29 protein-coding genes and 1 pseudogene are annotated in these 25,196 nt (G+C 74.6%); 9 read left to right on the top strand and 21 right to left on the bottom strand.

Annotated features, from left to right (window positions below; all coding sequences use genetic code 11):
• Positions 1-65 precede the first annotated feature (65 nt).
• A complete protein-coding gene (locus BMW62_RS06660) occupies positions 66-1,019 on the top strand; it encodes an ABC transporter substrate-binding protein (protein WP_091930053.1) in 954 nt (317 codons plus the stop codon).
• 68 nt (positions 1,020-1,087) lie between these two features.
• Here BMW62_RS06660 and bfr read toward each other — a convergent pair whose 3' ends face one another.
• Together bfr and BMW62_RS06670 are read right to left on the bottom strand one after the other, a co-directional pair.
• Positions 1,088-1,546, bottom strand: a complete 459-nt coding sequence (gene bfr, locus BMW62_RS06665; RefSeq protein ID WP_244523878.1) for a bacterioferritin — start codon at positions 1,544-1,546, stop codon at positions 1,088-1,090.
• A gap of 10 nt (positions 1,547-1,556) precedes the next feature.
• Positions 1,557-1,787: a (2Fe-2S)-binding protein gene (locus tag BMW62_RS06670; RefSeq protein ID WP_091930055.1), complete on the bottom strand. Its 231-nt coding sequence runs from the start codon at positions 1,785-1,787 to the stop codon at positions 1,557-1,559.
• Between the two features lie 933 nt (positions 1,788-2,720).
• Here BMW62_RS06670 and BMW62_RS06685 point away from each other — a divergent pair.
• Positions 2,721-3,899, top strand: coding sequence for an acyl-CoA dehydrogenase family protein (locus BMW62_RS06685; RefSeq protein ID WP_091930057.1), 1,179 nt, complete (start codon positions 2,721-2,723; stop codon positions 3,897-3,899).
• Between the two features lie 56 nt (positions 3,900-3,955).
• Here BMW62_RS06685 and BMW62_RS06690 read toward each other — a convergent pair whose 3' ends face one another.
• From BMW62_RS06690 to BMW62_RS06710, 5 genes are read right to left on the bottom strand one after another with little or no spacing between them, the layout of a single operon-like run.
• Positions 3,956-4,201, bottom strand: a complete 246-nt coding sequence (locus tag BMW62_RS06690; RefSeq protein WP_091930058.1) for a hypothetical protein — start codon at positions 4,199-4,201, stop codon at positions 3,956-3,958.
• Positions 4,198-5,679 carry a glycosyltransferase family 2 protein gene (locus BMW62_RS06695; RefSeq protein ID WP_211435015.1) on the bottom strand — a complete coding sequence of 494 codons (1,482 nt, stop codon included), beginning with the start codon at positions 5,677-5,679 and terminating at the stop codon, positions 4,198-4,200. The genes BMW62_RS06690 and BMW62_RS06695 overlap by 4 nt, the downstream gene beginning before the upstream one ends.
• Positions 5,676-6,425 carry a histidinol-phosphatase gene (locus tag BMW62_RS06700; protein ID WP_091930059.1) on the bottom strand — a complete coding sequence of 250 codons (750 nt, stop codon included), beginning with the start codon at positions 6,423-6,425 and terminating at the stop codon, positions 5,676-5,678. The genes BMW62_RS06695 and BMW62_RS06700 overlap by 4 nt, the downstream gene beginning before the upstream one ends.
• On the bottom strand, positions 6,422-7,411 hold the full coding sequence (locus BMW62_RS06705) for an ATP-grasp domain-containing protein (RefSeq protein WP_091930060.1): 990 nt from the start codon (positions 7,409-7,411) through the stop codon (positions 6,422-6,424). The genes BMW62_RS06700 and BMW62_RS06705 overlap by 4 nt, the downstream gene beginning before the upstream one ends.
• On the bottom strand, positions 7,404-8,486 hold the full coding sequence (locus BMW62_RS06710; protein WP_211435016.1) for a response regulator: 1,083 nt from the start codon (positions 8,484-8,486) through the stop codon (positions 7,404-7,406). Before BMW62_RS06710 ends, BMW62_RS06705 begins: the two co-directional genes overlap by 8 nt.
• A 250-nt stretch (positions 8,487-8,736) precedes the next feature.
• Here BMW62_RS06710 and BMW62_RS06715 point away from each other — a divergent pair, with 250 nt between their 5' ends.
• Complete coding sequence (locus tag BMW62_RS06715; protein ID WP_091930061.1) at positions 8,737-9,447, top strand: response regulator transcription factor; 711 nt, start codon at positions 8,737-8,739, stop codon at positions 9,445-9,447.
• An 84-nt stretch (positions 9,448-9,531) separates the two neighbouring features.
• On the opposite strand, the gene BMW62_RS22130 is transcribed toward BMW62_RS06715, so the two are convergent.
• The 10 genes from BMW62_RS22130 to BMW62_RS06765 form a co-directional block, all read right to left on the bottom strand.
• A complete protein-coding gene (locus tag BMW62_RS22130; RefSeq protein WP_170852240.1) occupies positions 9,532-10,191 on the bottom strand; it encodes a response regulator in 660 nt (219 codons plus the stop codon).
• The gene (locus BMW62_RS22505; RefSeq protein WP_170852241.1) at positions 10,185-10,778 is read right to left on the bottom strand and encodes a hypothetical protein; all 594 of its coding nucleotides are present in this window, start codon (positions 10,776-10,778) and stop codon (positions 10,185-10,187) included. The genes BMW62_RS22130 and BMW62_RS22505 overlap by 7 nt, the downstream gene beginning before the upstream one ends.
• Positions 10,775-11,401, bottom strand: coding sequence for a signal peptidase I (locus BMW62_RS06730; RefSeq protein WP_091930062.1), 627 nt, complete (start codon positions 11,399-11,401; stop codon positions 10,775-10,777). The genes BMW62_RS22505 and BMW62_RS06730 overlap by 4 nt, the downstream gene beginning before the upstream one ends.
• Before the next feature lie 32 nt (positions 11,402-11,433).
• Entirely contained in the window at positions 11,434-12,039 is a 606-nt protein-coding gene (locus BMW62_RS06735) for a TasA family protein (protein ID WP_170852242.1), read from the bottom strand.
• A 188-nt stretch (positions 12,040-12,227) separates the two neighbouring features.
• Complete coding sequence (locus BMW62_RS06740; protein WP_091930064.1) at positions 12,228-14,006, bottom strand: sensor histidine kinase; 1,779 nt, start codon at positions 14,004-14,006, stop codon at positions 12,228-12,230.
• Positions 14,003-14,440 carry a response regulator transcription factor gene (locus tag BMW62_RS06745; RefSeq protein WP_091930065.1) on the bottom strand — a complete coding sequence of 146 codons (438 nt, stop codon included), beginning with the start codon at positions 14,438-14,440 and terminating at the stop codon, positions 14,003-14,005. Before BMW62_RS06745 ends, BMW62_RS06740 begins: the two co-directional genes overlap by 4 nt.
• A gap of 209 nt (positions 14,441-14,649) precedes the next feature.
• On the bottom strand, positions 14,650-15,351 hold the full coding sequence (locus BMW62_RS06750; RefSeq protein WP_091930066.1) for a DUF3618 domain-containing protein: 702 nt from the start codon (positions 15,349-15,351) through the stop codon (positions 14,650-14,652).
• Positions 15,352-15,377: 26 nt separating this feature from the next.
• Positions 15,378-15,899: a phage holin family protein gene (locus BMW62_RS06755; protein ID WP_091930067.1), complete on the bottom strand. Its 522-nt coding sequence runs from the start codon at positions 15,897-15,899 to the stop codon at positions 15,378-15,380.
• A 1-nt stretch (position 15,900) separates the two neighbouring features.
• Positions 15,901-16,725 carry a hypothetical protein gene (locus BMW62_RS06760; RefSeq protein ID WP_091930068.1) on the bottom strand — a complete coding sequence of 275 codons (825 nt, stop codon included), beginning with the start codon at positions 16,723-16,725 and terminating at the stop codon, positions 15,901-15,903.
• A gap of 298 nt (positions 16,726-17,023) precedes the next feature.
• The gene (locus BMW62_RS06765) at positions 17,024-17,803 is read right to left on the bottom strand and encodes an enoyl-CoA hydratase/isomerase family protein (protein ID WP_091930069.1); all 780 of its coding nucleotides are present in this window, start codon (positions 17,801-17,803) and stop codon (positions 17,024-17,026) included.
• A 262-nt stretch (positions 17,804-18,065) separates the two neighbouring features.
• Between BMW62_RS06765 and BMW62_RS06775 the strand changes: the two genes are divergently transcribed.
• Positions 18,066-18,509 carry a nitroreductase family deazaflavin-dependent oxidoreductase gene (locus BMW62_RS06775; protein ID WP_091930071.1) on the top strand — a complete coding sequence of 148 codons (444 nt, stop codon included), beginning with the start codon at positions 18,066-18,068 and terminating at the stop codon, positions 18,507-18,509.
• A 21-nt stretch (positions 18,510-18,530) separates the two neighbouring features.
• Here BMW62_RS06775 and BMW62_RS06780 read toward each other — a convergent pair whose 3' ends face one another.
• The gene (locus BMW62_RS06780; RefSeq protein WP_091930072.1) at positions 18,531-19,592 is read right to left on the bottom strand and encodes a winged helix DNA-binding domain-containing protein; all 1,062 of its coding nucleotides are present in this window, start codon (positions 19,590-19,592) and stop codon (positions 18,531-18,533) included.
• Positions 19,593-19,653: 61 nt separating this feature from the next.
• Here BMW62_RS06780 and BMW62_RS06785 point away from each other — a divergent pair, with 61 nt between their 5' ends.
• From BMW62_RS06785 to BMW62_RS06800, 5 genes are all read left to right on the top strand, one after another.
• Positions 19,654-20,238 (top strand): class I SAM-dependent methyltransferase, encoded by a 585-nt coding sequence (locus BMW62_RS06785; protein ID WP_091930073.1) that lies wholly within the window; start codon positions 19,654-19,656, stop codon positions 20,236-20,238.
• Between the two features lie 81 nt (positions 20,239-20,319).
• Positions 20,320-20,535: a DUF1801 domain-containing protein gene (locus tag BMW62_RS06790; RefSeq protein WP_244523879.1), complete on the top strand. Its 216-nt coding sequence runs from the start codon at positions 20,320-20,322 to the stop codon at positions 20,533-20,535.
• 32 nt (positions 20,536-20,567) lie between these two features.
• Entirely contained in the window at positions 20,568-20,693 is a 126-nt protein-coding gene (locus tag BMW62_RS23420; RefSeq protein ID WP_280138620.1) for a hypothetical protein, read from the top strand.
• A 106-nt stretch (positions 20,694-20,799) separates the two neighbouring features.
• Positions 20,800-21,060: a three-helix bundle dimerization domain-containing protein gene (locus BMW62_RS06795; protein ID WP_091930075.1), complete on the top strand. Its 261-nt coding sequence runs from the start codon at positions 20,800-20,802 to the stop codon at positions 21,058-21,060.
• 42 nt (positions 21,061-21,102) lie between these two features.
• Complete coding sequence (locus BMW62_RS06800; protein WP_091930076.1) at positions 21,103-22,722, top strand: ABC-F family ATP-binding cassette domain-containing protein; 1,620 nt, start codon at positions 21,103-21,105, stop codon at positions 22,720-22,722.
• A 46-nt stretch (positions 22,723-22,768) separates the two neighbouring features.
• Here the strand turns inward: BMW62_RS06800 and BMW62_RS06805 are convergent, their stop codons facing one another.
• From BMW62_RS06805 to BMW62_RS06815, 3 genes and pseudogenes are all read right to left on the bottom strand, one after another.
• Entirely contained in the window at positions 22,769-23,602 is an 834-nt protein-coding gene (locus tag BMW62_RS06805; RefSeq protein WP_091930077.1) for a DUF4190 domain-containing protein, read from the bottom strand.
• 313 nt (positions 23,603-23,915) lie between these two features.
• The gene (locus tag BMW62_RS06810; protein WP_091930078.1) at positions 23,916-24,809 is read right to left on the bottom strand and encodes an oxidoreductase; all 894 of its coding nucleotides are present in this window, start codon (positions 24,807-24,809) and stop codon (positions 23,916-23,918) included.
• 150 nt (positions 24,810-24,959) lie between these two features.
• Positions 24,960-25,196: pseudogene (locus BMW62_RS06815) on the bottom strand (HNH endonuclease); the annotation flags it as partial.

Here is a 25,196-nt window from a genome sequence, read left to right on the forward strand (position 1 = left end):
TCCACACGGTTGCCGACCGATCCAGCCGCATGCCCCGGGCATGTGCACCCGTTCGAAGGAGAACGATGACGATGCGCCTCATGCGGGCGAGCGCCCTCGCCGCGGCGGCCGCCCTGGCCCTGACCGCCTGCGGGGACGACGCCGCCCCCGAGACCGCGGCGGCCGCCGGTGGCACCACCGCCGGTGACGCCGCCTTCCCGCGCACGGTCGAGCACGCCATGGGCACGACCGAGATCCTGGCGGAGCCCGAGCGGGTCGTCGTCCTGGACACCGGGGAGCTGGACTCCGCGCTCTCGCTCGGCGTCACGCCCGTGGGCGCGGTCACCACCGACGTCTCCGAGGAGTTCCTCAGCTACCTCGCCGAGGACGCCGAGGGCATCGAGGTGGTCGGCACGATCGCCGAGCCGAACCTCGAGGAGATCGCCGCGCTGGACCCCGACCTCATCCTGTCCAACTCGGTGCGGCACGAGGACATCTACGAGCAGCTGTCGCAGATCGCCCCGACGGTCTTCGCCGCCGACGTCGGTGACACGTGGAAGGAGAACCTCCTCCTCGACGCCGAGGCGCTCGGCAAGGAGGAGGAGGCGGCGGAGCTCATCGCGGACTACGAGGAGCAGGCCGCCCGGCTCGGTGAGGAGATCGGGACCGGCACGACGATCAGCCCGATCCGGTTCGTCGGCGGCACCATCCGCGCCTACCAGCCCGACTCGTTCATCGGCACGGTGCTCGCCGACATCGGCCTCGACCAGGTGGAGCTCCCCGCGGGGCGCCCGACCTTCGCCGAGCTGAGCCCGGAGGAGATCACCCAGGCCGACGCCGACGTGATCCTGTACTCGTCCTACGGGCCGGTCGCCGACTCGGGGGAGGCTGCCGTCGTCGCCGGGCCGCTGTGGCCGATGCTCGCGGCGGTGCAGGACGGGCGGGCGTTCCAGGTCGAGGACGACGTCTTCTACACCGGCATCGGGCTGCGCGCCGCCGGCCTGCAGCTCGAGCGGCTGCAGGAGCTGCTGGCCGGCTGATCCCGGGACGCGACGAGGGCTCCCTCCCGGATGGGGAGGAAGCCCTCGTCACGTCGGGCGGTGCGCCGTCAGGGGGTCTCGGTGGCGATCTGCGCGGCGAGGTACTGCGGGGAGCCGACGCGCTCGATCGCGGCCAGCTGGGCCTCGAACCAGTCGGCGTGCTTCTCCTCGTCGAGGACCATCTCCTCGAACACCGATGCCGTGCCGTGGTCGCCGAGGTCGTGGCACTCCTTGGCGGAGGCGTTGAACTGCGCGACGGCGGCCTTCTCGCTGTCGAGTGCGAGCACCAGCATCTCCTCGGCGGTCTCGCCGACCCGGATCGCCCCGAGGCGCTGCAGGTTGGGGTGGCCGTCGAAGAGCAGGATGCGCTGGATGAGGGTGTCGGCGTCGCGCATCTCGTCGATGGAGAGGTCGTAGAAGACCTTGCCGAGCTTGGGCAGGCCCCACGCGTCGAGCATGCGGGCGTTCAGGAAGTACGTGTTGGTGACCGTCAGTTCGAAGGTCAGCGCGTCGTTGAGCAGTTCCACCACGCGGGGGCTAACGGGCTGCACCGGATACTCCCAGCTCTCGCTCGGCCGAACGCTCGGTCGCGCGCTCGGCCCGGACCGGGCAATGCTGACACACCAGGTCGCGGAGCGAGTCGACGCAGTTGCCGCAGGTGCGCCCGGCACCGGTCGCGCGGGCGACGTCGGCGACGCAGCGGGCGCCGTTGGCGATGGCCTCGAGGATGTCGCGGTCGGTCACCACGTTGCAGTGGCACACGTACATGGTGCGGGTCGCCTATCGCGAGACGGCAAGGGCGGCGCTGCTCCGGCGCCGAGCCCCGGGCAACGGGTGCAGGTTAGCCTTACCTGACCGGCTTCCGCCAGGCCGCTGGTCAGGGAACCGCTCCCCGGCGCCACGCCGCCGGTCGCGGAGCTGGAGCGGCTGGGCGTCGCCCGGGTCTCCACCGGACCCTTCGCGCAGCGCGCCGCCCTCACCGCCCTGCAGGACGTGACGGCGGCGCTGCTCGCGGGCGGGGTGCTGCCCCCGGGCACCCGGATGCTGAGCTAGGCGGTTCCCCGTGCGCGCGTCGGAGCGGCTGACCTGGGCGGCGGGGCTGGTGGACCCGGCGCCGGGGGAGCGGGTGCTCGAGGTCGGCTGCGGCCACGGCGTGCTGCCGCGGACCTGCCCTGGCGCTGGTTCGACGTCGTCGTCTCCTTCGACGTCCGCGCCTTCTGGACGCCCCCCGGCGCCGAGTGCGACGTCGTCGACCGGGTGCTGGCCCCGGCGGGCGCGTGCTCGTCGGCGAGGGCGACGAATCCTGCTGCTCCGCCCGCGAGCACTGAGCGACGGCTACGGCGAGTGCGACGAACCGGTGGTCATCAGAGTCCGATGACCACGACTTCGTCGCACTCGACAGCCATCGGGCCCGATGAAGGCCGACAGGCCGTCGCCACCGGGCAAGGCCGGAGCGGCCTGCAGCGGCGCTTCGAGCGCGACGCGCACGATGTTGGCACCAGTCGCCCCGGCTTCTCCGAGATGGGCCCGGACACCGTCGAACGGGTCCGCGCGGGGGTACGCCGGACGGCGGGGCTGCGGGGCTCCGCCGAGCACGCCGTGAACCGGGCGGCGACGGCCCCGCTGCCCGCGGCGGCGGTCGAGTTGCGGCGCGGACCCGGCGGGTAGGAGCCCGGGCCTCACCGACGAGAGGACACCCGCATGACCGACGACCTGGTACCCGGCGACCTCTACGCCTACGAGTCGTTGCTGGCCGACGACGAGCGCGCGGAGCTGGCCGGTATCCGCGCCTTCCTGCAGGAGGAGGTCCGGCCGGGGGTCAACGAGCACTGGGAGGCGGCGACCTTCCCGATGGAGCTGGTCCCGCGCTTCGCCGAGGCCGGCCTGGTCGGCCGCAGCTACGACACCGAGGGGTCACCGCGCGCCTCGCGGCTGTTCACCGGCTTCATCGCGCTGGAGACCGCCCGCGTCGACCCGTCGATGGCCACCTTCCTGGGCGTGCACAACGGCCTGGCGATGGGCTCGATCGTCACCCTCGGCTCCGAGGAGCAGAAGCAGCGCTGGCTGCCCGGGATGCTGGCGCTGGAGAAGATCGGCTGCTTCGCGCTGACCGAGCCGCACGGCGGCTCGGACGTCGCGCTCGGTCTGGAGACGACCGCGCGGCGGGAGGGCGACGAGTGGGTGCTCGACGGCGCCAAGCGGTGGATCGGCAACGGCACCTTCGCCGACCTCGTCGTCGTCTTCGCCCGGGACGTCGCCGACGACTCGGTGAAGACCTTCGTGGTGGAGAAGGGCACCCCCGGGTTCAGCGCCACCAAGATGGAGGGCAAGTACGCCCTGCGCACCGTGCAGAACGCCGACATCGCCTTCGAGGGCTGCCGGGTCCCGGCGGAGAACAAGCTCGAGGGCGGCAACACGTTCAAGGACGTCAACCGGGTGCTGAAGCTGACCCGCGGCGGCGTCGCGTGGAGCGCCGTCGGCTGCCAGATGGGTGCCTTCGAGGCGGCGCTGGCGTACGCGAAGGAGCGGGAGCAGTTCGGCCGCCCCATCGCCGGGTTCCAGCTGATCCAGGACCTGCTGGCCCGCATGGCCGGGAACGTCACCGCGAGCCTCGGCATGGCGGTGCGCGTCGCCCAGCTGCAGGAGGAGGGCGTCTTCCGCGACGACCACGCCGCGCTGGCGAAGAGCTACGTGACCAGCCGGGCGCGGGAGACGGTGGCGTGGGCCCGGGAGCTGCTCGGGGGCAACGGCATCCTGCTCGAGCGGGACGTCGTCCGGTTCTTCAACGACGCCGAGGCGCTCTACTCCTACGAGGGGACGCGGGAGATCAACCAGCTCATCGTCGGGCGGGCGCTCACCGGCGTGAGCGCGTTCACCTGAGCCGGCGAGTGCGCCCCGCCCCGCCCCGGGTCAGGGGGGCGGGCCGGGGCGCGGTCTCAGGCGCCGAGGACGGCGGTGCGCGCCAGGTACAGCAGCACCACGACGGCGACCGCCGCGGCCAGCCCGACCCACAGCCGGCGCTCGCGCACCCGGTCGGCCTCGGTCTCGTCGGCCAGCGCGACCGGGTCGGCCCACACCGGGGGCAGCCCGCCGCAGCGGGCGAGCAGCTCCTCGGTGAGCACGACCGGCGGGCTGACCCGGAACGGCTGCCCGGCCCCCACCAGGCGGTGGACGGTGCTCATGCGGTGACCCTCCCGGTCTTCTCGGTCTTGTCCCAGGTCATCGCCGCCCCGCGGAACTCCTTGACGTAGGCGTCCACGGTGATCGCGCACATCAGCGGCCCGAAGCCGACGAGGTAGAGCGCCAGCGGCGTCAGCGGCCGCCCCCAGCGGGTGCCCTCCAGCTTCCGCACGCCGTAGGCCAGCGGGATGCAGAGCACCAGCCAGCTGTAGACGAACAGCGTCCACACCGTCTCCGCGGTGCCCGACAGCGGGACGACGCCGGGGAAGGCGGCCGACAGCAGGACGACGAAGGAGATCGCGCCCGGGAACAGCAGCGCCTCGCGCCACACCGTGAACCCGGTGCGCGGGTCGACCGACATCGTCAGCGTGATCATGAAGACGAAGGTCGCGATCGGCACGAACACCGCCGCCCCGAACACCTCCGAAGCCAGTTCGCTGTCGAGCAGGTACAGCCCGGTGAGGCCGATCGAGGTGAGCAGCATCGCCACCGGCAGCAGCAGGATCGCGAACCAGAAGACGCCGAAGAAGAAGCCGCCCAGCCCCGGGTGCACCGACCGGCGGAACCACAGGTGCCGGTACATCGAGGTGATCTGCACGTTGCCGCGGGCCCAGCGCAGCCGCTGCTTCCACAGCGCGTCGACGCCGGCCGGCTCCTCGGCCAGCACGCGGGCGTGCGGCTCGAAGACGACCCGGCGCCCGGCGAGCTGGGTGCGGAAGGTCGTGACGGTGTCCTCGGCCAGCGACGAGGTGTCGATCTGGCCGCCGATCGCCACGAGGTTCTCGCGCGAGTGCAGCTGCGCGCCACCGGCCAGGCACGCCATCGCGCCGGCGACGTTCTGCGCCCGGCGGGAGGCGGCCTGCGCGGCCAGGTAGTCGAACCCGATGAAGCGGGTGATGCCCTCCGGGTCACCGCTGCCCTCGCGGATGTAGGCGGTGACCGCGCCGACGGTGGGATCGGCCAGGTGGCGGGTCATCTTGCGCAGCGAGGCCGGCTCGTAGATGACGTCGGCGTCCATGATCAGGAGCGCCTCCATCCAGTCGTCGGCGAGGATCTCGCGCAGCCCGTGGTTGAGGGTGTGCGCCTTGCCCTCGCCGCCCTTCTCGCGGCGCAGGTGCACGACCCGGCCCGGGAAGCGCGCGGCGCAGGCGGCGAGCACCGCGGGGGTGTCGTCGGTGCTGGCGTCGTCGACCACGTACACGCGCAGCCGGTCGGGCGGGTAGTCCAGCCCCATCAGCCGCTCGATCGACGTGGTGAGCACCGCGGCCTCGTTCCAGGCCGGGATCACCACCGCGACGTTGGGCAGGTACGGGCCGGTCTCCCGGTAGTGGTTGCGCACCGCGTGGAACGGGATGACGAGGAACTGCGCCAGCCCGGCCACGACGGGGACCGCCCCGACGCCGACCAGCACCAGCAGGAAGACGGTCAGCGCCGTCTCACCGATCGCGGCCACGTCGGTGCCCGCGGCGAGGATGGTCACCGGGCACCGACCAGCCGGGTCGCCGACGCCGCGTCCGCCACCCAGGAGTAGCGGCCCACGGTCGTCGCGTCGTGGCTGTCGGTGGAGCCGACCAGGGTCACGCCGGCGGCGGCGAGGGCCAGCACCACGCGGGGGCCGGGGCAGCGCCACTTCTCGTTGACCTCGACGGTCGTGCCGGTGCGCACCGCGGCGTCGGCGATCGCGGCCACGTGCTCGTCGAGCAGCTCGCTCTCGTGCAGCCCGATCTTGGGCAGCAGCGAGAAGAGGTGGGCGAGCTGGCCGCGACCGGCCCGCTCCATCGCCCGCACGGTGGCCTCGACGAGGATCGACAGCGCGTCCTGGCCGGACAGCCCGCCCTCGATCTCCTCGAGCGTGCGGCGGGGGCTCCACGGGCCGTCCGGCCCGGGGAACTGGTGGTCGGCGATGAGGATGCGGTCCACTCCGCCCGGCCCGACCACGAGGTCCTCGGGCACGTCCAGGCGCCCCGAGGCGTCCAGGATCTTCGCCTCGACGCCGGTGAGCACCTCCAGCCCCTCGACGCGGGGGAGCGCGGCCACCTCGGCGAGGAAGCCGGGCACCCACGTCGTCGTCGTCCGGACGTGGTCGACCATGCGGATGCTGGCCAGGCCCGTGTCGCGGGCGGCGACCAGGTTCTCCGCCGGCGCGCTCACCGCGTCGTCGGACCAGGTGGAGTGCACGTGGTGGTCGGTCAGCAGCAGGTCGAGGTCCTGCACGGCGGTGGTCATCGGGCGGCCTCCTCGGCGACGACGTCGGACGGGGCGAGGAAGACGTCCTCGAGGTAGCGGACGACGGCGAGCTCGCGGAACGGCACCTCGGCCGGCAGCGGCCGGCCCAGCGCCAGGTCCAGGGCGAGCGAGGGCATGTCGACGCCGGCGGCGACGGTCAGCGGCATCGCACCGGGGAAGCGCGGGTTGACCTCCAGCAGGGCCGGGCGGCCCTCGGCGTCGCGGCGCAGCTGCACGTTCGCCACCCCGACCAGCCCGATGGCGGCGGCCACCCGGCGGGCGGTCTCATCCAGCTCCGGGTCGGCCACGGTGGCCCCGGCGACCGAGACGCCCGAGTCGACCCGCAGCCGCGAGCGCGGGACGGCGGCGACCACGTGCCCGTCGGCATCCGCGAGGGTGTCGACCGAGTACTCGTCGCCGGGCAGGTGAGCCTGGACGAGGGTGTCCTCGTCGCGGCCGAGGGCGCGCAGCGCGGCAGCGTCCTCGACCAGGTGCACCCCGCGGGAGCCGGCGCCGCGGCGCGGCTTGACGATCACCGGGTAGTCCCAGCTGTCGGCGTCGGTCTCGCCCAGCAGCGCGGTGCGCGGGGTGGGCAGGACGTCGGCGCACCGCCGGGCCAGCGCGTACTTGTCCAGGCAGACCTCGAGGGTCTCCAGGCTCGGGGCGGCCAGCGTGGTGCCGACGGCGTCCAGGCGCTTGCGCTCGGCGGCCAGCCGCGGCAGCTCGACGTCGACGGTGGAGAACAGCACGTCGACCCGCTCGCGTTCGCACAGCGCGACCAGGTGGTCGACGAACTCCTCGCTCAGGCCCGGCCGGACCAGGTGCCGGGCACCGGCCTCGACCAGGTAGAGGCCGCTGGCAAGGGGGTCCATGTCCGCCGCGAGGAGCACGACGTCGTCGCGCCGGGCCAGCGAGCGCAGCACGGCGATGCCGGCGGGGCCGCCCGCTCCGGTGACGAGGACGCGGGTGGGGGTGGGGTCAGACACCGAAACGCTCCGGGGTGGTCGAGGTGGCGGGGGTGGGGTGCTGGAAGGCGGACTCGCTGGTCGCGCCGACGACGCCACCGGCGTCGCGGACCACCTCGAGCGGTTCGCAGTACTGGCCGCCGCTGCCGTAGCGGGACCAGTAGCGGGCGGTGGCCAGGACGAAGTCGTCCTGGAGGTAGGCGCGGATGCCGGCCTGCGAGCGGAAGCTCTTGAGCAGGTCGAGCTTGGTGCGCGTGAACCCGTCGATGGAGACGAAGCGGGACGGCCGGAAGTCGATCGTGGCCGAGGGGCTCTGGAAGCACGCGACGGTCGGCACGTTCCGGGTCGCGACGGTCGCGGCCTGGTGCACCGCCCGGTGGTCCTGGTGCCGGTCGTTGGCCGAGTGCGTGTAGACGATCGTCGGCCGCACCTCGGCCACGACGCGCTCGATGATCGACATGGTCGGGTCCATCGGGCTGATCCGGGTGTCCTCGAGGTCCTCGAGGAAGAGGCGGGCGCCGATCAGCTCGGCGGCGGCCAGCGACTCGTCCTGCCGGTCGTCGACCTCACCGCCGCGGGCGCCGCGGGAGAGCGTGAGGATGACGACCTGGTCGCCGGCGGAGCGGTGCGCGGCGAGGGTGCCGCCGACGCCGATCTCGACGTCGTCGGGGTGGGCGCCGATGGCCAGCACCGTCTGCCGCTGCGGAGCGGCGGCGCGCCTGGCCTGCGCGGTCTCGGCCAGCCGGCGGATCGTCGCGGCGAGGGTGTCCTTGGGCACCGGCTTGACGAGGAACTCGTCGGCCTGGCGGCGCAGGGCGTCCACGGCGTAGTCGACCGACGCGTGCGCCGTCATCACCGTCACCGGCAGGTCCGGGCGGAGCTGGCGGAGCCGATCGAGGAACTCCAGCCCGGTCATGCCCGGCATCTCGATGTCGGTGATCGCGGCGTCGAACTCGGTGCGGGCGGCGAGGGCGAGCGCCTCGAGCGGGTCCGCGCACGTGGTCACGGCCATGCCGCCCCGCTGCAGCACGGTGCGCACGAAGAGTGCGGTGTCGGGGTCGTCGTCGACGACCAGGACGTGCAGGGCACCGTCCACGGTTCCGGCTCCCGTCGGTCGGGTCCCCCGGGCGTGCCGGGAGGGGGAACGAGGTGTCCCCGCGGGGGTTGACGGCCGCACCGGCCGGTCCCATGAGCCGGGCTCCCCGCCCCTCACCCGATGGGGTGGGCCGGCCCGGCCGGGCGAACGGCCGCCTGCTCAAGCCGGCCGGCCGCCGTGCCGATCACCCGGTCAGGTGACCGGAGGACCAGCCTCCGCACGCTGAGCGAGCAAGCGAGGAGGAGGCGTCGTGCCGGATCAGTCCGTGCTCGTGGTGGAGGACACCCCGGAGATCCGCGAGCTCGTGACCACGGTGCTCGGGCGCGCCGGGTTGGCCGTGCGCGCCGTCGGTACCGGGGCCGAGGCCCTCGAGGAGGTGCGGCGCGACCCGCCGGACCTGATCGTGCTCGACCTCGGGCTCCCGGACGCCGACGGCACCGAGGTGTGCCGGCAGATCCGCGCTCGGACGCCCTGCTACGTGCTCATGCTCACCGCCCGTGCCGAGGAGGTCGACCTGCTCATCGGGCTGGCCGTCGGCGCCGACGGGTACATGGCCAAGCCGTTCTCGCCGCGCGAGCTCGTGGCCCGCGTGCAGGCGATGCTCCGCTTCCCGCGGACCGCCCCGCAGCCGGTCGCGGAGCCGGCCGCGGTGGCCGAGTCGGTGCGCCGGCTCGCCGAGCTCGAGGTCGACGAGGACAGCCGCGAGGTCCGGGTCGACGGCGAGGTCGTCGACCTGACCCGCACCGAGTTCGACCTGCTCGCCGCCCTCGCCTCGCGACCGGGCCGGGTGCTGCAGCGGGAGACGCTGCTGCGCGAGGTCTGGCACACCGACTGGGAGGGCAACCTGCGCCTGGTCGAGGCGCACATGTCCAACCTGCGCCGCAAGCTCGTGGCCGCCGGGCTGAACTCCCCGGAGATCAGGACCGTCCGCGGCGTGGGCTACCGCCTGGTCGCTGCCTGACCTCACGGAGGCATAGGAAGCTATCCACCCGTTTCGGGGCCGTGGAACGCCGGTAGAGCTTCCTATGCCTCGCGGGGTCGGGGTTCAGACGCCGGCGAGCTCGTGCAGCCGGGTGACCCGGGAGTGCGCGAGCACCCCGCGGCGGGCGTCGGCGGCGATCTTCTGGCAGATCGAGGCGACCTCCGGGTGGCCCAGCTGACCGCTGGTCCCGGCCAGGGTGTGCGCGGCGAAGGCGACCGCGGTGGCGTCGCCGGCGCGGGTGTGCCGGTCGATCGCCGACAGCCGCGAGGGCAGCGCGTCCGCGTAGACGTCCTGCAGCCGGGCCATCAGCTCGGCGTCGACCAGGTCGTCGTCCGCACCGGCGGCGTCCCCGGCCTGCGCGCCCGGCCCCGTGGTCCGGGCGCGCAGGAGGTCCAGGAGTGCCCGCGCCGTGACGGGGGCGGCCAGGGTGACCAGCGCCCCGGCGGCCGCGGCCTCGGCGCGGTCCTCGTCGGTCGGGTGCGGTGCGACCACCACGAACCGGGCGCGGGACCCGTTGCGCCGGATCCGGCGGAGCATCTCGGCGCCTGGGCCGCCGGGCAGCACCAGGCCGGTCACGACCAGGTCGACGTCGGTGACCAGGGCGAGGCGGACGGCGTCCTCGGGGCCGGCGGCCTCCCGGACGTGCCAGCCGCCGAGGCGGAGCAGGTCGGCGACCTGGCCGCGGGCGGTGGCGTCGGCGTCCACGACGAGGGCGGTCAGCACGACAGCACCCGGGTCAGGGCCGACGTGGCCGTCCAGTTGTAGCTGGTCATGGTCGTGACGGAGAGCCGCGGGCTGTACCAGAGGGCGTCGGCGTCCTCGTGGCCGTACGTGCTCGTGCCGGCCGCGCGGGCCAGCGCGTAGGCGGTCCCGTTCGACAGGTGCGCGGCCACCACGTAGTCGGTGACGCCGCGCGATCCGCTGGGCGCCCAGTTCACCGACACGTGCAGCTCGGTGTCCTTGTCGACCGTCGTGGTCGTGGTCTCGTTCGGGCCGGGGCCGGGTGCCGAGGTCGAGGTGGTGCTGTCGACGTTGGTGCTGCTGCCGGTGCTGTCCGAGGTCCGGCTCCACGCGGTCTGCGTCTGGACCCCGGTGACGGGGTCGGTGTAGACCGTCCGCTTGGTGGTGGTCGTGGTGGTGACGCACCAGTCGTCGACGGTGACCCCCGAGGGAGCCGCCACGGTCCCGGTGCTGATCGTCGCCTGGCCGGCGACGGAGTCGGAGAAGGTGGCCGACGCGGGGATGCTGCTCCCGACGATCAGGGCGACGGTCACGCCGACGAGGGCGCCGGCTCGGTGGAGCGCGTTCATGCCCGGGTCTCCTCTTCACGGGTGGGGCGCCAGATGGTGAGCAGGAGCCAGCCGGCAAGCAGGGCCGGGGCGCCGTAGAGCAGCACCTGGTTGACGACCGGGGTGCGCAGCAGCTGGACCAGGTGGCCGAACTCCGGGATGACGGCGCGGACCTGGTAGACGGTGTCGCCCTCCAGGCCGGCGGTCCACGGGTCGACCGCCTCGTTGGCGTCACCCTTGGTCTGCACGGTGACGCTGCCGTCCTCGGCCAGGTCGACCGAGACGACGCGGTGGGTGACGAGGCTGCGGTCGCCCACCGGCATGTGGTAGGTGATCACCATGCCCTCGGTGAGCTCGGTGACGTCGATCGGGGTGGCGACGGTGATGTCGCCCGGCTCGATCTCCGGCGCCATGCTCGCGGTCAGCATGGTCATCGTGCGGTAGCCGAGCACGTGCGGTCCGACGGCCAGGACGGCGAAGGCCAGGACGGCGATCCCCATGACCCCGCGGACCAGCCACGGGGCCGTGCGGCCCACGGTGCGGCGGCCCAGGTCGGCCGGGCGGCCGGCCGTGGAGCGCGCGTCCTCGCCCAGGGTCAGCCGAACGGCTGCCCCCGAGGCGCGGACGGGGAGGACGGTGGTCATGGCGTGGTCTCCGAGTGGTCGTCGGGCGGGGCTCAGCGGGCGGTGCCGCTGCGCTGGGTGCCGGTGAAGGTCAGCGTCAGGTCGGCGGTCTTGCCCTGGAAGGCGTTGTCGGCGGTGGCCGGCAGGCCGATCGAGAAGGCCAGGTGGTCGGTGCCGCCGACGTTCAGCGAGTTCACCGGGCCGAGGGCGATGGGGGCGAGCACGGCGCCCGAGCCGAGGATCGTCTCGCCGCCGGCGCAGGTCCAGGTCGACGCGGTGGTGCCCTGCGTCCAGGCCACGGGGCACGACTTGAGGGTCAGCTGCAGCCCCTTCGCGGCGTCGCTGGTCAGGATGCTCGACGCGGCGGCGGTCGCGCTCAGGTTGACCGCGCCGAGGGCGGTGTCGCCGTCGTTGACGAGGGTCACCGGGCGGGTGAGCACGTCGCCGGGGACGAAGCCGGCGGTGGTCACCGGGATGGCGGCGGGCTGGGTGAGGTCGATGGAGACCGTGCCCGAGCTGATGGTCGTGTCGACCGAGGTGGAGTCGGTGAAGCTGCCGAAGGTCCCCAGGCCGGCGACGGCGGCGGCCGCGCCGATCACGCCGAGCGAGCCGACGACCTTGCGGGCGGTGGAGGCGGTGGCGGTGGTCCTGGTGCTCATGTCCTGCATCTCCTGTGTCCGGGTGGCCGCCGGTGTTCCGGCGACAACGAGGACTCTGGCGGCCCAACCGCAGGCCACCCGCCAGCGATCCGCAAGGAATCCGCAAGGAATCAGCGTTCGACGCGCAGGTCCCCGGAACGCGCCGCGCCCCCGTCCCACAGGGGCGGGGGCGCGGGTGCGGGCTCAGGTCACCCGGCGACGGGCAGGGCCATCGTGAAGGTGGTGCCGACGCCCTCGGCGCTCACGAGGTCCAGCGTGCCGCCGTGGGCGGTCGTGATCGCCTTGGTGATCGTGAGCCCGAGCCCGACACCGGGGACGGCGTTGCGCTGGGCGTTCGACGTCCGGAAGAAGCGGGTGAACATCTGCCCCTGCTCCCCGGCGGGGATGCCCATCCCGGTGTCGGCGACCGAGAGCAGCGCCACCGGCACCGCGTCCTGCGACCGGTGGTCCACGACCGCCCCGTCGGGTGTCCGCCAGCCCCGCCGCAGGGCGAGGTCGATGCGCCCCCCGGCCGGCGTGAACTTGACCGCGTTGGAGACCAGGTTGTCGCAGGCCTGGCCCAGGCGGACGGCGTCGCCGGCGACGACCAGCCCGTCCTCGGGGACGTCGACGACGATCTGCACGCCCGCGGACGCCGCGGCGACCCGGGCGGTCTCCTCGGCCGCGCGTACCACGCCGGCGAGGTCGACGTCGGCCGGCTGCAGGGTGAACCGGCCGCTCTCCACCTGCGCGGTGAAGAGCAGGTCGCCGACCAGCCGGAGCAGCCGCTGGGCGTTGCGCTCCACCGTGGACAGGTACTGCCGCTGCTCGTCGGTGAGCGGTTGGTCCTCGTCGTCCATGACGAGCTCCAGGTAACCGAGGATCGAGCTCAGCGGCGTGCGCAGCTCGTGGCTGATGAGGCTCACGAACTGGTCCTTCAAGCGCTCGGTGGCGCGTGCCTCGGTCATGTCGGTGCCGACGAAATTCCAGCCGGCGTGCACGCCGCGGTCGTCCGAGCGCGGCGTGATGGCGACCGACACGGTGCGGTGGCTCCCGTCCGCGGCGACGTAGGTCCAGTCCCGGACGTCGCTGCCGTGCTGGCGAGCGGCGTGCACCAGCGCCTCCAGGCCCGTGCCGCAACCGCGGTCCTCGGCGGCGGCGGCGAGCTCCTCGGGCAGGTGGAAGTCGAGGATCGACCGGGTGCGCACCACGTCCGGGCGGGGGACGCCCAGCATCTTCTCCGCGCCGGGGTTCCAGACGCGGATGGTGCCGTCCCGGTCGGTGCCGATGATCGACTGCTCGGTGACGGCGTCGATCACGCTGGTCATGGTCTGGGCGCGGGCGGCCAGGATGCGCGAGGCGGTGTCCAGTTCGTCCGCGCGGCTCTGCACCTGGGCCAGCAGCGCGGCCTGCTCCCGCTGGAGCTGCGCGATGCGGTGCGACTGCGCGGCCAGGCGGCGGCTGCTCCCGTGGACCGCTGCGGTGCCGACGGCGACCGCCAGCGGCCCGAGCAGCAGCGCGCCGGGCAGGTCGTCGGCGGTCGGCGGGCCGGCGAGCGCGGGCGCCGCCAGCACCGCCGTCGTCCCGAGCACCGCGACCAGCACCCCGCGGCGGTCCGGCAGCGTGGCGAGCGCCCACAGCGGGCCGACGAGGAGGAAGAGGGTGGTCGCGGAGCCGGTGCCCGCGTGCAGGAGGGCGACGGCGCCCAGGTGCGCCGCCGGTACGGCGAGGGAGCCGACGACGGAACGCGACCGGCGGGCGGTCCACGCGACCCCGGTGGCGGCGGAGGCCGCGGCCAGGCCGGCGAGCACGAGGCCGCGGTCGACGACGGGAAGGGCACCCGTGAGCAGCAGGAGCGCGGCCGCGGTGTGCAGGACCGTGCACAGCAGCGGCCCGTGGACGGCGGCGGGCCGGCCGGCCGGCTCGGTGAGCCGGCGGATCCAGGGGTCACCGGCGTCCTGCCGGCGGTCGAGGACGGCGAGGCTCATGCCACCGGCTCCCGCACGGCGAGCGCCCGCACCTGCCGCACGAGACCCGACACCGTGAACGGTTTCGGCAGGTAGGCGTCCGCGCCGGCGGCCAGGCCACGGGCGACCTCGTCCGGCGAGGCGCCGGCGGACAGCAGCAGGATCCGGGTGCCGGCGGTCGCGGGCGCGGAGCGGAGGGCCTCGCAGACCTCCAGCCCCGTCGCACCCGGCATGGAGACGTCCAGGACGGCCAGGTCGGGCAGCTCGGCCCGCGCCGCCTCCAGCGCCGCCGTGCCGTCGGGGGCGGCGGCGACCACCTGGCAGCCGGCCTTGCGGACGGCCAGGCAGACCAGGGCGCGGATGTCGTCCTCGTCGTCGGCGACGAGCACGCGCACCTCGCCGCCCGGGACCGGTCCGGCGAGGCCGCCGCCGGGGGAGTGCTGGGCCGGGTCCACGGGAGCTCCCGTCGGTCGTGATCCCGGCCCGCGGCTGCGGGGGGACCGGTGTCGTCGTCCCAGGGGGGAACGGCGCCGCGCCGGGGGGCCTGCAGCAGGGGCCGCGCCGGCTCACCCGTCGGGGTGGGACCGGACGCGGACAGCACTGCGCCCCGCCGGGAGGCCCGGCGGGGCGCAGACGTGCGTGCGGGTCGGCTGACCCGCGGGTGTCAGGAGCCGGAGGACCGGCTCTGCACCGACTCCTTGGACTGCTGGGCCTGGCCCTGCACCGACTCCTTGGACTGCTGGGCCTGACCCTGCACGTCCTGGGCCGCGGACTGGCCCTCCTGCTTGACGGTCTCGCTCGCGTCCTGGGCGGTGGACTTGACCTCCTCCACCGCGTGCTGGGCGGCCGGCTTGAGCTGCTCACCCATCTCCTGGGCCGCCTCCTTGGCCGGCTGGAGCAGCGCGTCCTTGTTCTCGCGCAGCGCGGTCTCGGCCTGGTGGGCGAGCTCCTGCTCCTTCTGCGTGGCCGGGAGCAGGCTGGACACCAGCCAGCCCGCACCGAAGGCGATCAGCCCGGCGGCGAGCGGGTTGCCCTGCGCCTGGCGCACGATCGTGTCCGGTGCCTGCTGGACGGCGCCGACCGCGGACGAGGCCGCGTCCTGCACGCTGCCGGCCGCGTTCGAGGTCGCACCCTGCACGGAGCCGGCTGCGTCCGAGGCCCGGTGCTGCGCCGAGGAGGTGGTGTCGTGGGCGGACCCCATCACCCTCTCCTTCAGGGAGGTCATGCGGCCCTTGGCCGCGGTCACCCGCCGGTCCACGACGCGGGACGGGTTGACCTTCTCGTTGAGGGCGTCGACGTCGTAGCTGAGCTCGCGCCGGGTGTCCTCGATCTGCCGCCGGATGACGTCCGGGTCACTGCTGGTCATGGTTGCGACTCCTCGCGGTCTGGTGGTCAGTGGGGCTTCAGGGCGCCGGGCACCTGCTGGAGGGTGTCCACGGTGCGCTCGGGCTTGGGGTTCACCTGCTGGAACTTCTTGCGGCCCATCACGAAGGCGACGGCCCCGATCACGCCCCACAGGACGGCGACGATCAGCCCCGCCCACCCGGTGGGGATGGCGCTGGCCAGCGCCCACATGAGCGCCAGGGAGAGGAACAGCGCGACCATGTAGCCGGCGAACCCGGCGGCACCGAACATCCCGGCGCCCTGGCCGGCCTTCTTGGCCTCGACCTTGAGCTCGACCTTGGCCAGCTCGAGCTCCTGGCGCATCAGGGTGGAGAGGTCCTTGGTGACCTCGCCGATGAGCGCGCCGACCGAGACGCCCTCGACGTCGGGCTGGCCGGACTCGGTGGTGGGGGTGCCCATGTTCCCGCTGTACTGCTGACCCTCGGAGTAGTCCGCCGCGTAGTTCTGAGGCGTCGGCTCCGCGTAGCCCTGCGAGCCGGCGGGAGTGGCCCCGGAGTAGGGGGTGCTCATCTCAGCGCACCTCACCGGGACGCCGGGCCGGGTCGTCCCAGCCGGCGGGCGTGGCCGGGGGCACCATGCCGCCGGCGGGCGGCACCGTGCCGTACGGCGGCGGGGGCAGCGGCGCGCCGGTGCCCGCGCCCGCGCCCGCGCCGGTGCCCGTACCGGTGGTGGCGGTGGAGTACCCGGAGTACGTCGGCGCCGGGTCGACGTAGTTCGTGGACGTGCCGCGGTGGGCGTCGCTGCCGCCCTGGCCGGAGTCGCTGTGCACGGCGCGGGCGCCGCTGGTCAGCCGGCCGGCGACGATGCCGGCGGCCGCGGCACCGAGCAGGAACAGGCCCGGCTTGCGGCGGGCGAAGGTGCGCACCTCGTCGAGGAGCTGGGCCGGCTCGCGGTTCTGCAGCTTGTCGGCGAAGCCCTCGACCAGACCGGAGGCCTGGTGGAGGAGGTCGCGGGCGGGGCCGGGGGCGCCGTCGCTGGTGCCGTCGGCGAGGCCGCGCAGCTCCTGGGCGAGCGAGGACAGCCCGGTGGCGGCCTTCTGCTGCTGGGCGACCGTCTGGTCCTTGAGCTGGCTGCGCCCCTGCTCGAGCAGGTCCTGGGCCTGGCGCTGGGTCTCCCCGGCGACGTGCTTGGCCTGGTCGGACGCGGTCGCGGCGACCTGGCTGCCGGCCTGCGCGGCGGTCTGCCCGACGTTGCGGGCCTCACCCTTGGCGACGTCCTTGGTGTGCTGGGCCTCGCCCTTGGCGACGTCGCCGGTGGACGGGTTCTCGGTGGTCGTGGTGGTACCCGTCGTGGTCGGAACCGGCGGCGGGAACGGGGCATCGATGGAGTGAGTCATCGGTCCTCCTCGGCATGCTTCGTGGTCGGTCGGAGCGCTACCCCGGCGCCGTTCCGGCACACATCCGGGCGGTGGGGCACCGCGGTCGGACGGCCGTGACGTCGTCGGGTCGGTGCCTCGTGGGTTCGGGCGCGAGAGCTGAACTGGTGCCCCGGCGCATCCGTGCGTCCCGGGGCGCGGTCGGGGGGCGGTCGGACGGACCGGTGCAGCGCTGCACCGGCCCTCCGCCGCTCGCGAGAACCCCGTTCCGCGCAGCGGGTCGGGTACCCGCGGCCGGGCGTGGCTGAAACGCCGGAGGTCAGCCGGACCAGGGGAAGCGCGGCGCGCGGCGCCCGGCGAAGGCGGCGACGCCCTCGGCCAGCTCGCCGGCGGCGATCGTCTCCCGGTACCGGGCCGCGGCGAGCGGCTCGCCGTCCCCGCCGTCGGCGAGCGCGGCGACGACCTCCTTGGTCGCGCGCTGGGTGAGCGCGGAGCGGGACGCCAGCACCCCGGCGAAGCGGTGCGCCTCGGCGTCGAGGTCCTCGGCGTCGACCAGCCGGTCGACGAGGCCGGTGCGCAAGGCGGTGCCGGCGTCGATCAGCTCCCCGCTGTAGAGCAGGTACTTCGTCGTGGCCGGCCCGACCAGGTCCACCAGCGCCTTGGTGGAGGAGGGCGTGTAGACGATGCCGACCTTGGCCGGGGTGACGCCGAAGACGGCCGTCGGGTCGGCGAACCGCAGGTCGCAGCAGGTGGCGAGCTCCACCCCGCCCCCGATGCAGTGCCCGCGGACGACCGCGACGGTGGGCTTGGGGAAGCCGCGCAGCGCCGCCTGGGCGGCGAGGTTGTGCCGCCGCACGTCGGCCATCGGGTCGACCGGATCCGCGCCGCCGAGCAGGTCGGAGATGTCGGCGCCGGCGCAGAAGCTCGGGCCGGCGCCGGTGACCAGCAGCACCCGGACGCCGGGGTCGGCGGCGAGGGGCGCCAGGACGGCCGGCAGCGCCGCCCACATGCCCACGGTCATGGCGTTGCGCTTCTCGGGCCGGTCGATGGTGAGGACGGCGACGTGCCCGTCCCGGGTCACGCGGAGGTGGTCGGTCATGCCTCAGCCCAGGCCGTCGGTGGCGAAGCGTCCTGGTCCACGGTGCCGCTCCCGAGGTTCTCCTGGATGGAGTCGTCGCCGATGCGCCCGCCGCCGCCCCGGAGGTCCCGGACGCCCGACGTGCCGAGGTCGGCTCCTTCGCTGTACCGCATCCCGTGCTGCTCCTCCCGCCGTCCGGCCGAGTGCACGGTGCCACCGGGCTCCGCTTCCCCGCGACTCGGGTCGGCGCGCAGCGCTGCCGCGCCGGCCCTAGATTCGGGACATGCCGCTGGAGGGGAAGTACGAGCCGAGCACGCAGCAGTGGGTGCGCGACCAGGTGGAGCGGTACGAGGCCACCGGCGGTCGCGAGGCCAACACGCTCCGGGACACGGGGCTGCCCGTGGTCGTCTTCAGCACGCGGGGGGCGAAGTCCGGCACGGTGCGCAAGCAGCCGCTGATGCGGGTCGAGCACGACGGCGTGTACGCCATGGTCGGCTCCCAGGGCGGCGCGCCGACCGATCCCGCCTGGGTGGCCAACCTGCGGGCGCGCCCCGACCAGGTCACCGTGCAGGACGGACCGGAACCGTGGGACGGCGTGGCGCGGGAGATCTCCGGCGCCGAGCGCGACGAGTGGTGGGAGCGGGCCGTGGCGGCCTATCCGCCCTACGCCGAGTACCAGCAGAAGACCGAGCGGCGCATCCCCGTCTTCCTCGTCGAGCGCCGCTGATCCGATGGCGGCCCCGGTGCCTCACGGCAGCGCGGCCGCCAGCCGCGGGACGGCCTCGGCGACGGTGGCATCCCACGCGGTGAACGGTTCGGCCTCGACGGTGCGCGCCGCCCCGCGGCCGGCCGGCCGCCACGTGCCGGCGATCCGGCCGTCGACGACCACGGTCGGGCGGAAGACACCGTTGCGCCCGGGGACGATGCGTTCGGCGTGGGCCGGGTCCAGGACGGCGCCGCGATCGGCGTAGCCCAGCACGAACTCGTCGAACCCCGGCAGCAGCAGCGGCGCCCGCGCGGCCTCCCGGTGCGCCGCGCAGCGCTCGGGCGTCTCCGGGTCCAGGTAGTGCTCGGTCCCGTCCACCTCGATGCGCTCCAGCCGGTCCCGGACCGCGTCCAGCCCGGTGCGCACGTCGCGCACCGTCGTCCCCGCCCAGCGCACCAGGTCGTGCACCGTGGCCGGACCGTGACCCAGGAAGTACCGCAGCACGAGTTCGGCGAGCGCCTCCTCGCGGGCGAGCCGCCGGGGTGCGCGCACCCACTCGTCGAGCAGCACGAACAGCTGCTCGCCCTCCTCGGTCGGCCCCAGGCAGAGGGTGCCGGTCTGGGCGAGGAACCAGAGCAGGTGGTAGCCGCGCTGACCGGTGGTCGGCACGCCGCCCTCGTCGATCGCCGTCAGCAGCGCGCGGCGGGGGAGCCGGCGGCCGCCCGCGAGCGCCGCGACGGCGAGGTCGCGGGCGCGCTCGGCGTCGGCGTCGGTCAGGCCGAGGGCGGCGCGCCGGCCGGCCAGCCCGGCGAGCGCGCGCGGGCCGAGCAGCTCGAGCATCCAGGGCAGGTCCCCGGCGGCGACCAGGTGCAGTGTGCCGCGCATCGGCCAGGAGCGGACGACGGACCCGGTGTCGAGGGCGTGCAGCACGGCGGTGCGGTCCCGGGTGCTGGTGCGCAGGGCCAGCGAGGTGACCGCGCCCGGGAAGTCCTGACCCTGCACCGCCAGCAGCCGGTGCACCGCCGCGGCGGCGTCGGCGGCGGGCGGGCCGGCCAGCCGCTGGGCCACCAGGCGCATGAGGGCCACGTCGTGCAGCGTCGTCACGCGGACACGGTGGCAGACGGGGACGACGATCCGGGGGGTCCTCGGCTGCCACACTCCCGGGGTGCGGGCGGACGACTGGGACCGGCGGTACGGCGAGCAGGCGCAGTGGTCGTCGGGGCCGAACGAGCTGGTGGCGGAGCTGCTCGCCGACGTCCCGCCGGGCGCGGCGGTCGACCTCGCCGCGGGCGAGGGCCGGCACGCGCTGTGGCTGGCCGCCCGCGGGTGGGCGGTGACCGCGGTCGACTTCTCCGCCGTGGGCCTCGACCGCGGCCGGGCCCGCCCTGGCGCCGGGCAGGTCAGCTGGGTGACGGCCGACGTGCTCACCTGGTCGGCGGCGGAGGGATCGCTCGACCTGGTCCTGGTCGCCTACCTCCACCTGCCGGAGGAGCAGACGAGGGCGCTGCTCACCGGGGCCGTCGGGTGGCTCCGGCCCGGCGGCCGGCTGCTGCTGCTCGGGCACGACGTGGAGAGCCTCACGGCCGGGGTCGGCGGCCCGCAGGAGCCGGCGATCCTGCACAGCGTCGACCGGCTGGCCCCGGTCGCCCGTCTCCTGGAGGTCGACCGGCTGGAGCAGGTGCGCCGGGTGACCCCGCAGGGCACCGCGCTGGACACGCTGCTCTGGGGACGGCGCGCCGGCCGGCGGTAGCGCCCCGGACGTGACCGGGGCCCCGAGGAGATCGAGCGGTGGTTCGCCGCCGCGGGCCCGCGGGAGGGGGAGCTGCGCCGGGTGGACGAACTGGTCCGCGCGGCCGCGCCCGGGATCGACCGGCAGCTGGTACCGGCGGGCAGCGGGCGATCCGGGCAGCTGGGCCGGGTCCCATGCGGCAGGAGCTGCATCCGTCTCACGAGCCTCGACCGGGTGGACACCGCGGCGCTCGCCGAACCGGTCCGCGACGCGGTGGTGGCGACCGCCGACGGGCGCAACGCCGCCGCAGAGGGCTGAGCAGGCCCCCTCGGGCGGTAGCGTCGCCCGGCATGATGGGCATGGGTGGTGCCGGCGGGCCGGAGTCCGACCGCCGGCGGCGGCTGGTCGCCGCGGTCGTGGTCCTGGCGATGCTGCTGGCGGCGGGCGCGACGGTGCTCTCCCTCGCGCTCGGCTGAAACCGGTCAGGCCTTTGGGCCCTGGTGTCGTCGTCGGCGGAACGACACCGTATGGAACCGCCGAGGCCTGCTCCGGCCCGGTCCCCTCCAGAACGAAGGACCGCCGATGACCCTGGTCGTCCCGCCGAGCTCCTCCGGCCCAGCCGCCGGCGACCCCACCGGACCGGCGGAGCCGGCCATCGGTGACGACGCCGTCGACGCGGCCGTCGGGCGGCTGAGCGGCGAGTACTCCGGCCGGCTCGGGCGGCGGGTCGTGGTCCGGGTGGTCCGGGACTGCCGGCGCGACCTCGGCGGGTCACCGGTCGGTGCGCTGCCGGAACTCGTCGAGCGACTGGCGCGCTACCGCCTGGACCGGCACATCGGCTGAGCGCCCGGGGATTGCGGTTGCCCGGCCGGGCAGGATGAGGCCGTGGGCTACGTCGACGTGACCGGGGTCCAGCACACCCTCTCCGACGGTCGGGTGCTGCTGGACGACGTCTCCTTCCGCGTCGGCGAGGGTGCGCGCGCGGCGCTGGTGGGGGAGAACGGTGCGGGCAAGACCACCCTGCTGCGGATCATCGCCGGCGACCTGACGCCGGAAGTGGGCTCGGTGGCCCGCACCGGGGGCCTCGGGGTGATGCGCCAGTTCATCGGGTCGGTACGGGACGACACGACCGTCCAGCGGTTCCTCGTGGACCTCTCGCCGCGCGCGGTGCGCGCCGCCTGGGATGCGGTGGAGGCCGCGGAGCTGACGCTCATGGAGACCGACGACGAGCGCTCGCAGATGGCCTACGCCGATGCGCTGGCGCAGTGGGGGGATGCCGGGGGGTACGACGCCGAGGTCACCTGGGACACGGTCACCGTCGCGGCGCTGGGCGTGCCCTACGAGCGCTGCAAGTACCGGGAGCTGACCACGCTGTCCGGCGGCGAGCAGAAGCGGCTGGCGCTGGAGGCGCTGCTGCGCGGCCCGGACCAGGTGCTGCTGCTCGACGAGCCGGACAACTACCTCGACGTCCCCGGCAAGCGCTGGCTGGAGCAGCGGCTGCTGGAGACGCGGAAGACGGTGCTGTTCGTCAGCCACGACCGCGAGCTCCTGGCGCGGGTGGCCGACCGCGTGGTGACCGTCGAGGGCGGGACGGCGTGGGTGCACGGCGGCGGGTTCGCCTCCTACCCCGAGGCGCGGACGGCCCGGCACGAGCGGCTGGCCGAGCTGCGCCGGCGCTGGGACGAGGAGCACCAGCGGCTGGTCGACCTCGTCCGCACGCTGCAGCAGCAGGCGGCCAACTCGCCGGACATGGCCAGCCGCTACCACGCCATGCAGACCCGGCTGGCCAAGTTCGAGGCCGCCGGGCCCCCGCCGGACCGGCCGCCGGAGCAGAAGGTGGCGATGCGGCTGCGCGGCGGCCGCACCGGGGTCCGCGCGGTGATCGCCGACCAGCTCGAGCTGACCGGGCTGATGCAGCCGTTCGACCTCGAGGTCTGGTACGGCGACCGCGTGGGGGTGCTGGGGGCCAACGGGGCGGGGAAGTCGCACTTCCTGCGGCTGCTCGGCGGGCAGGAGGTGGCGCACACCGGGGCGTGGCGGCTCGGGGCGCGCGTCGTCCCCGGCCTCTTCGCCCAGACCCACGCCCACCCGGAGTGGCAGGACCGGACCCCGGTCGACCTGCTCTGGCACGGTGAGCCCGGCCGGCCGGGCGTCGACCGCGGGCGGGCGATGGCGGTGCTGCGCCGGTACGGGCTCACCGAGGCCGCCGACCGGCCGTTCCGCACCATGTCCGGCGGTCAGCAGGCCCGGTTCCAGATCCTCGCGCTGGAGCTCTCCGGTGCCACGCTGCTGCTTCTCGACGAGCCGACCGACAACCTCGACGTGCTCTCCGCGGAGGCGCTCGAAGAGGCGCTGGCGGCGTTCGAGGGGACGGTGCTCGCGGTCACCCACGACCGCTGGTTCGCCCGTTCCTTCGACCGTTTCCTCGTCTTCGGTTCCGACGGGCGGGTGTACGAGTCCGCCGAGCCGGTGTTAGACGAGACGCGGGTCGCCCGCGCCCGCTGAGCACCAGCGCACGACGGCGGCCGGGCGGCCGCCGTCGTGCGGCCAGTCAGCCCAGTGCGTAGAAGACGCGCTCGTCGGAGTCGAAGCTGATGGTCGGCTCCACCGACAGCTCGGCACCCGCGAGAGCGGCCGGCGGGACGTCCATGCAGAACTGGAAGGTGTCCGTGCCGCCCGGGTTGAGGGTGGGGGCGTTCATCGCGTCGTCCGGCAGCACCGCCATGCACTCGGAGTCGCTGTACTGCCGGTTGTCGCTGCCGTGGACGACCGCGGTGAGGTCCATCCCCGGGAAGCCCTCCTCGGCGCCGGTGTAGGTAGCCGTCAGCTGCACGACGACGTACTGGCCGTTGGTCGCGGGCTCGTTGAACTGGTTGCCGGCGGCGGCGGTCGCGTTCCCGTCGAGCTCGACGGCGTCGACGGTGACCTGGTAGTCGCCGACCTGCGCCGGCACCCCGAGCGGCACCGCCTCGGCGGCAGGCTCACCCTCGGCTTCGACGGGGGCCGTGTCACCGGCCGGCGGCGCGGAGATCTCGTCGCCGGCGCGGTCGAGCTCCTCCTGCACCCCGTCGATGACCTCGGCGTAGAAGGCCTGGGTCGCGAAGACGACGACGACGGCGAGCACCGACGTGATCAGGCCGGTGATCGCCATGCCCGTGCCGCCGTGCGTCCCGCGGCGGGCCCGCAGCAGCGCGGGGATGCCCAGGCCGAGCCCGACGAGGGCGATGACGGCCGCCACGTTGTTGACGATCGGGACCCAGCTGAGGAGCAGGGCGATGATGCCGAGCACCATCGAGGCGATGGCCAGACCGGCGCCCTTCTTGGGCGGCTGGTAGGCGGGAGGCGCGCCGTAGAACTGCGGCGGCGCCTGCGGGGGGTAGGACAAGACGGGCTCCTTCGAGGATGCGGTGGTACCGGCCGGGACCGTATGGGTCCGGCGCGGCTCGCCCGCTCATCCCGGGCCCGACACCTGCGGCGAGCCACCAGCCGTCCCACCTGCCCCGGCAGATGCCGGGACCGGCCCTCCGCGGACCCGGTCAGCCGGAGCAGCGGCACTCACCGCGGTAGGTGTGCCGCAGGCCCGCGCTGCCCGGTTCGCGCGCTGCGGGACCGGCTGGACCCGGTGGGGTCTTCGGCAACGACCGCCTCGACCGGGTGCTGGGGCCGGCCTCGCAGACCTGTGGGACGGCGCCGGCCGGTCAACCGGCCGGATCGGGCTGCCCGGTGCCGCCGATGCGGTCGAGCTCCGCCAGCTCCTCCGGACCGAGCACCCGGGCGGCCGCCTGCAGGTTCTCCTCCAGGTGCGCGACCGAGGACGTGCCCGGGATGAGCAGCAGGTTGGGGGAGCGGGCCAGCAGCCAGGTGAGCGCCACCTGCATCGGCGTCGTCTCCAGCCGCCGGGCCACCGTCTCCAGGGCCGCCGACTGCAGCGGGCTGAAGCCACCCAGCGGGAAGAACGGTGTGTAGGCGATGCCCTCGCGGGCGAGGGCATCGATCATCGGGTCGTCCGCGCGGTGGACCAGGTTGTAGTGGTTCTGCACGCACACCACCGGGGCGATCGACTGCGCCTCGGCGAACATCTGCGGCGTCACGTTGCTGACGCCCAGGTGGCGCACCAACCCCTCCTGCTGCATGGCGGCCAGCGCCTCGAAGGGCTCGGCGAGCGAGCGCTGCACCGGCTCGGCGAAGCCGGGCATGCGCAGGTTCACCACGTCCAGGGCCTCCACCCCGAGGTGGTCGATGTTCTCCTGCACCGCCCGGCGCAGGTCGTCGGGCGCCAGGGCCTCGGGCCAGCCGCCGTCGGCGTCACGGCGGGCGCCGACCTTGGTGACGATGACGAGGTCGTCGGGGTAGGGGTGCAGGGCCTCGCGGATGAGCTCGTTGACGACGGTGGGGCCGTAGTAGTCGCTGGTGTCGATGTGGTCGACGCCGAGCTCGACGGCGCGGCGCAGCACGGCGATCGCGGCGTCCCGGTCGGCCGGCGGCCCCATGACGTGAGGGCCGGCCAGTTGCATGGCGCCGTAGCCGAGCCGGTGCACCTCCCGGTCGCCGAGGCGGTAGCTGCCGGACTTCTCCGCGGTGGTGGTGGTCATGCCCCGCCCCCTACCCGACGGCGGCCCGTCATGCGCGTCGGCGCGGTCCTTCTCGGGCCACAGGCCGTGCCGGCACGGCGAGGGGCGGAGGTCCAGGGGCGGGTTCGACGTCGACCGGCCCGACCTGGACAGAGGTGCTGATCCGTCGGGTCAGAAGGGTGGCGGGTCGTCCGCCGGATCCGGTGCCGGGTCCGGGTCCGGGTCCGGTGGTGGTTGCGGTGGTGTGGTGAGGACGCGGTAGCCCGGTGGTCGGGTGGTGCGGGTGACGCCGGTGGGGGTGATGACGGTGAGCACCCCGTCGTCGCTCATCGTGTGCTGCCAGCCGGGGGCGAAGGTCTTGAGCCGGTGGTGGCGGCGGCACAGGCAGCACAGGTTCTCGCAGGCGGT

It is taken from the genome of Blastococcus sp. DSM 46786 (genome assembly GCF_900109665.1).
Lineage (GTDB): Bacteria > Actinomycetota > Actinomycetes > Mycobacteriales > Geodermatophilaceae > Blastococcus > Blastococcus carthaginiensis.

Bases quoted from the DNA above. Each gene is read 5' to 3' on its own strand.
- BMW62_RS06660 (WP_091930053.1), top strand. From the start codon at position 66: ATGACGATGCGCCTCATGCGGGCGAGCGCCCTCGCCGCGGCGGCCGCC.
- BMW62_RS06670 (WP_091930055.1), bottom strand. From the start codon at position 1,787: ATGTACGTGTGCCACTGCAACGTGGTGACCGACCGCGACATCCTCGAG.
- BMW62_RS06685 (WP_091930057.1), top strand. From the start codon at position 2,721: ATGACCGACGACCTGGTACCCGGCGACCTCTACGCCTACGAGTCGTTG.
- BMW62_RS06690 (WP_091930058.1), bottom strand. From the start codon at position 4,201: ATGAGCACCGTCCACCGCCTGGTGGGGGCCGGGCAGCCGTTCCGGGTC.
- BMW62_RS06700 (WP_091930059.1), bottom strand. From the start codon at position 6,425: ATGACCACCGCCGTGCAGGACCTCGACCTGCTGCTGACCGACCACCAC.
- BMW62_RS22505 (WP_170852241.1), bottom strand. From the start codon at position 10,778: ATGAACGCGCTCCACCGAGCCGGCGCCCTCGTCGGCGTGACCGTCGCC.
- BMW62_RS06730 (WP_091930062.1), bottom strand. From the start codon at position 11,401: ATGACCACCGTCCTCCCCGTCCGCGCCTCGGGGGCAGCCGTTCGGCTG.
- BMW62_RS06735 (WP_170852242.1), bottom strand. From the start codon at position 12,039: ATGAGCACCAGGACCACCGCCACCGCCTCCACCGCCCGCAAGGTCGTC.
- BMW62_RS06740 (WP_091930064.1), bottom strand. From the start codon at position 14,006: ATGAGCCTCGCCGTCCTCGACCGCCGGCAGGACGCCGGTGACCCCTGG.
- BMW62_RS06750 (WP_091930066.1), bottom strand. From the start codon at position 15,351: ATGACCAGCAGTGACCCGGACGTCATCCGGCGGCAGATCGAGGACACC.
- BMW62_RS06755 (WP_091930067.1), bottom strand. From the start codon at position 15,899: ATGAGCACCCCCTACTCCGGGGCCACTCCCGCCGGCTCGCAGGGCTAC.
- BMW62_RS06760 (WP_091930068.1), bottom strand. From the start codon at position 16,725: ATGACTCACTCCATCGATGCCCCGTTCCCGCCGCCGGTTCCGACCACG.
- BMW62_RS06765 (WP_091930069.1), bottom strand. From the start codon at position 17,803: ATGACCGACCACCTCCGCGTGACCCGGGACGGGCACGTCGCCGTCCTC.
- BMW62_RS06775 (WP_091930071.1), top strand. From the start codon at position 18,066: ATGCCGCTGGAGGGGAAGTACGAGCCGAGCACGCAGCAGTGGGTGCGC.
- BMW62_RS23420 (WP_280138620.1), top strand. From the start codon at position 20,568: ATGATGGGCATGGGTGGTGCCGGCGGGCCGGAGTCCGACCGCCGGCGG.
- BMW62_RS06795 (WP_091930075.1), top strand. From the start codon at position 20,800: ATGACCCTGGTCGTCCCGCCGAGCTCCTCCGGCCCAGCCGCCGGCGAC.
- BMW62_RS06810 (WP_091930078.1), bottom strand. From the start codon at position 24,809: ATGACCACCACCACCGCGGAGAAGTCCGGCAGCTACCGCCTCGGCGAC.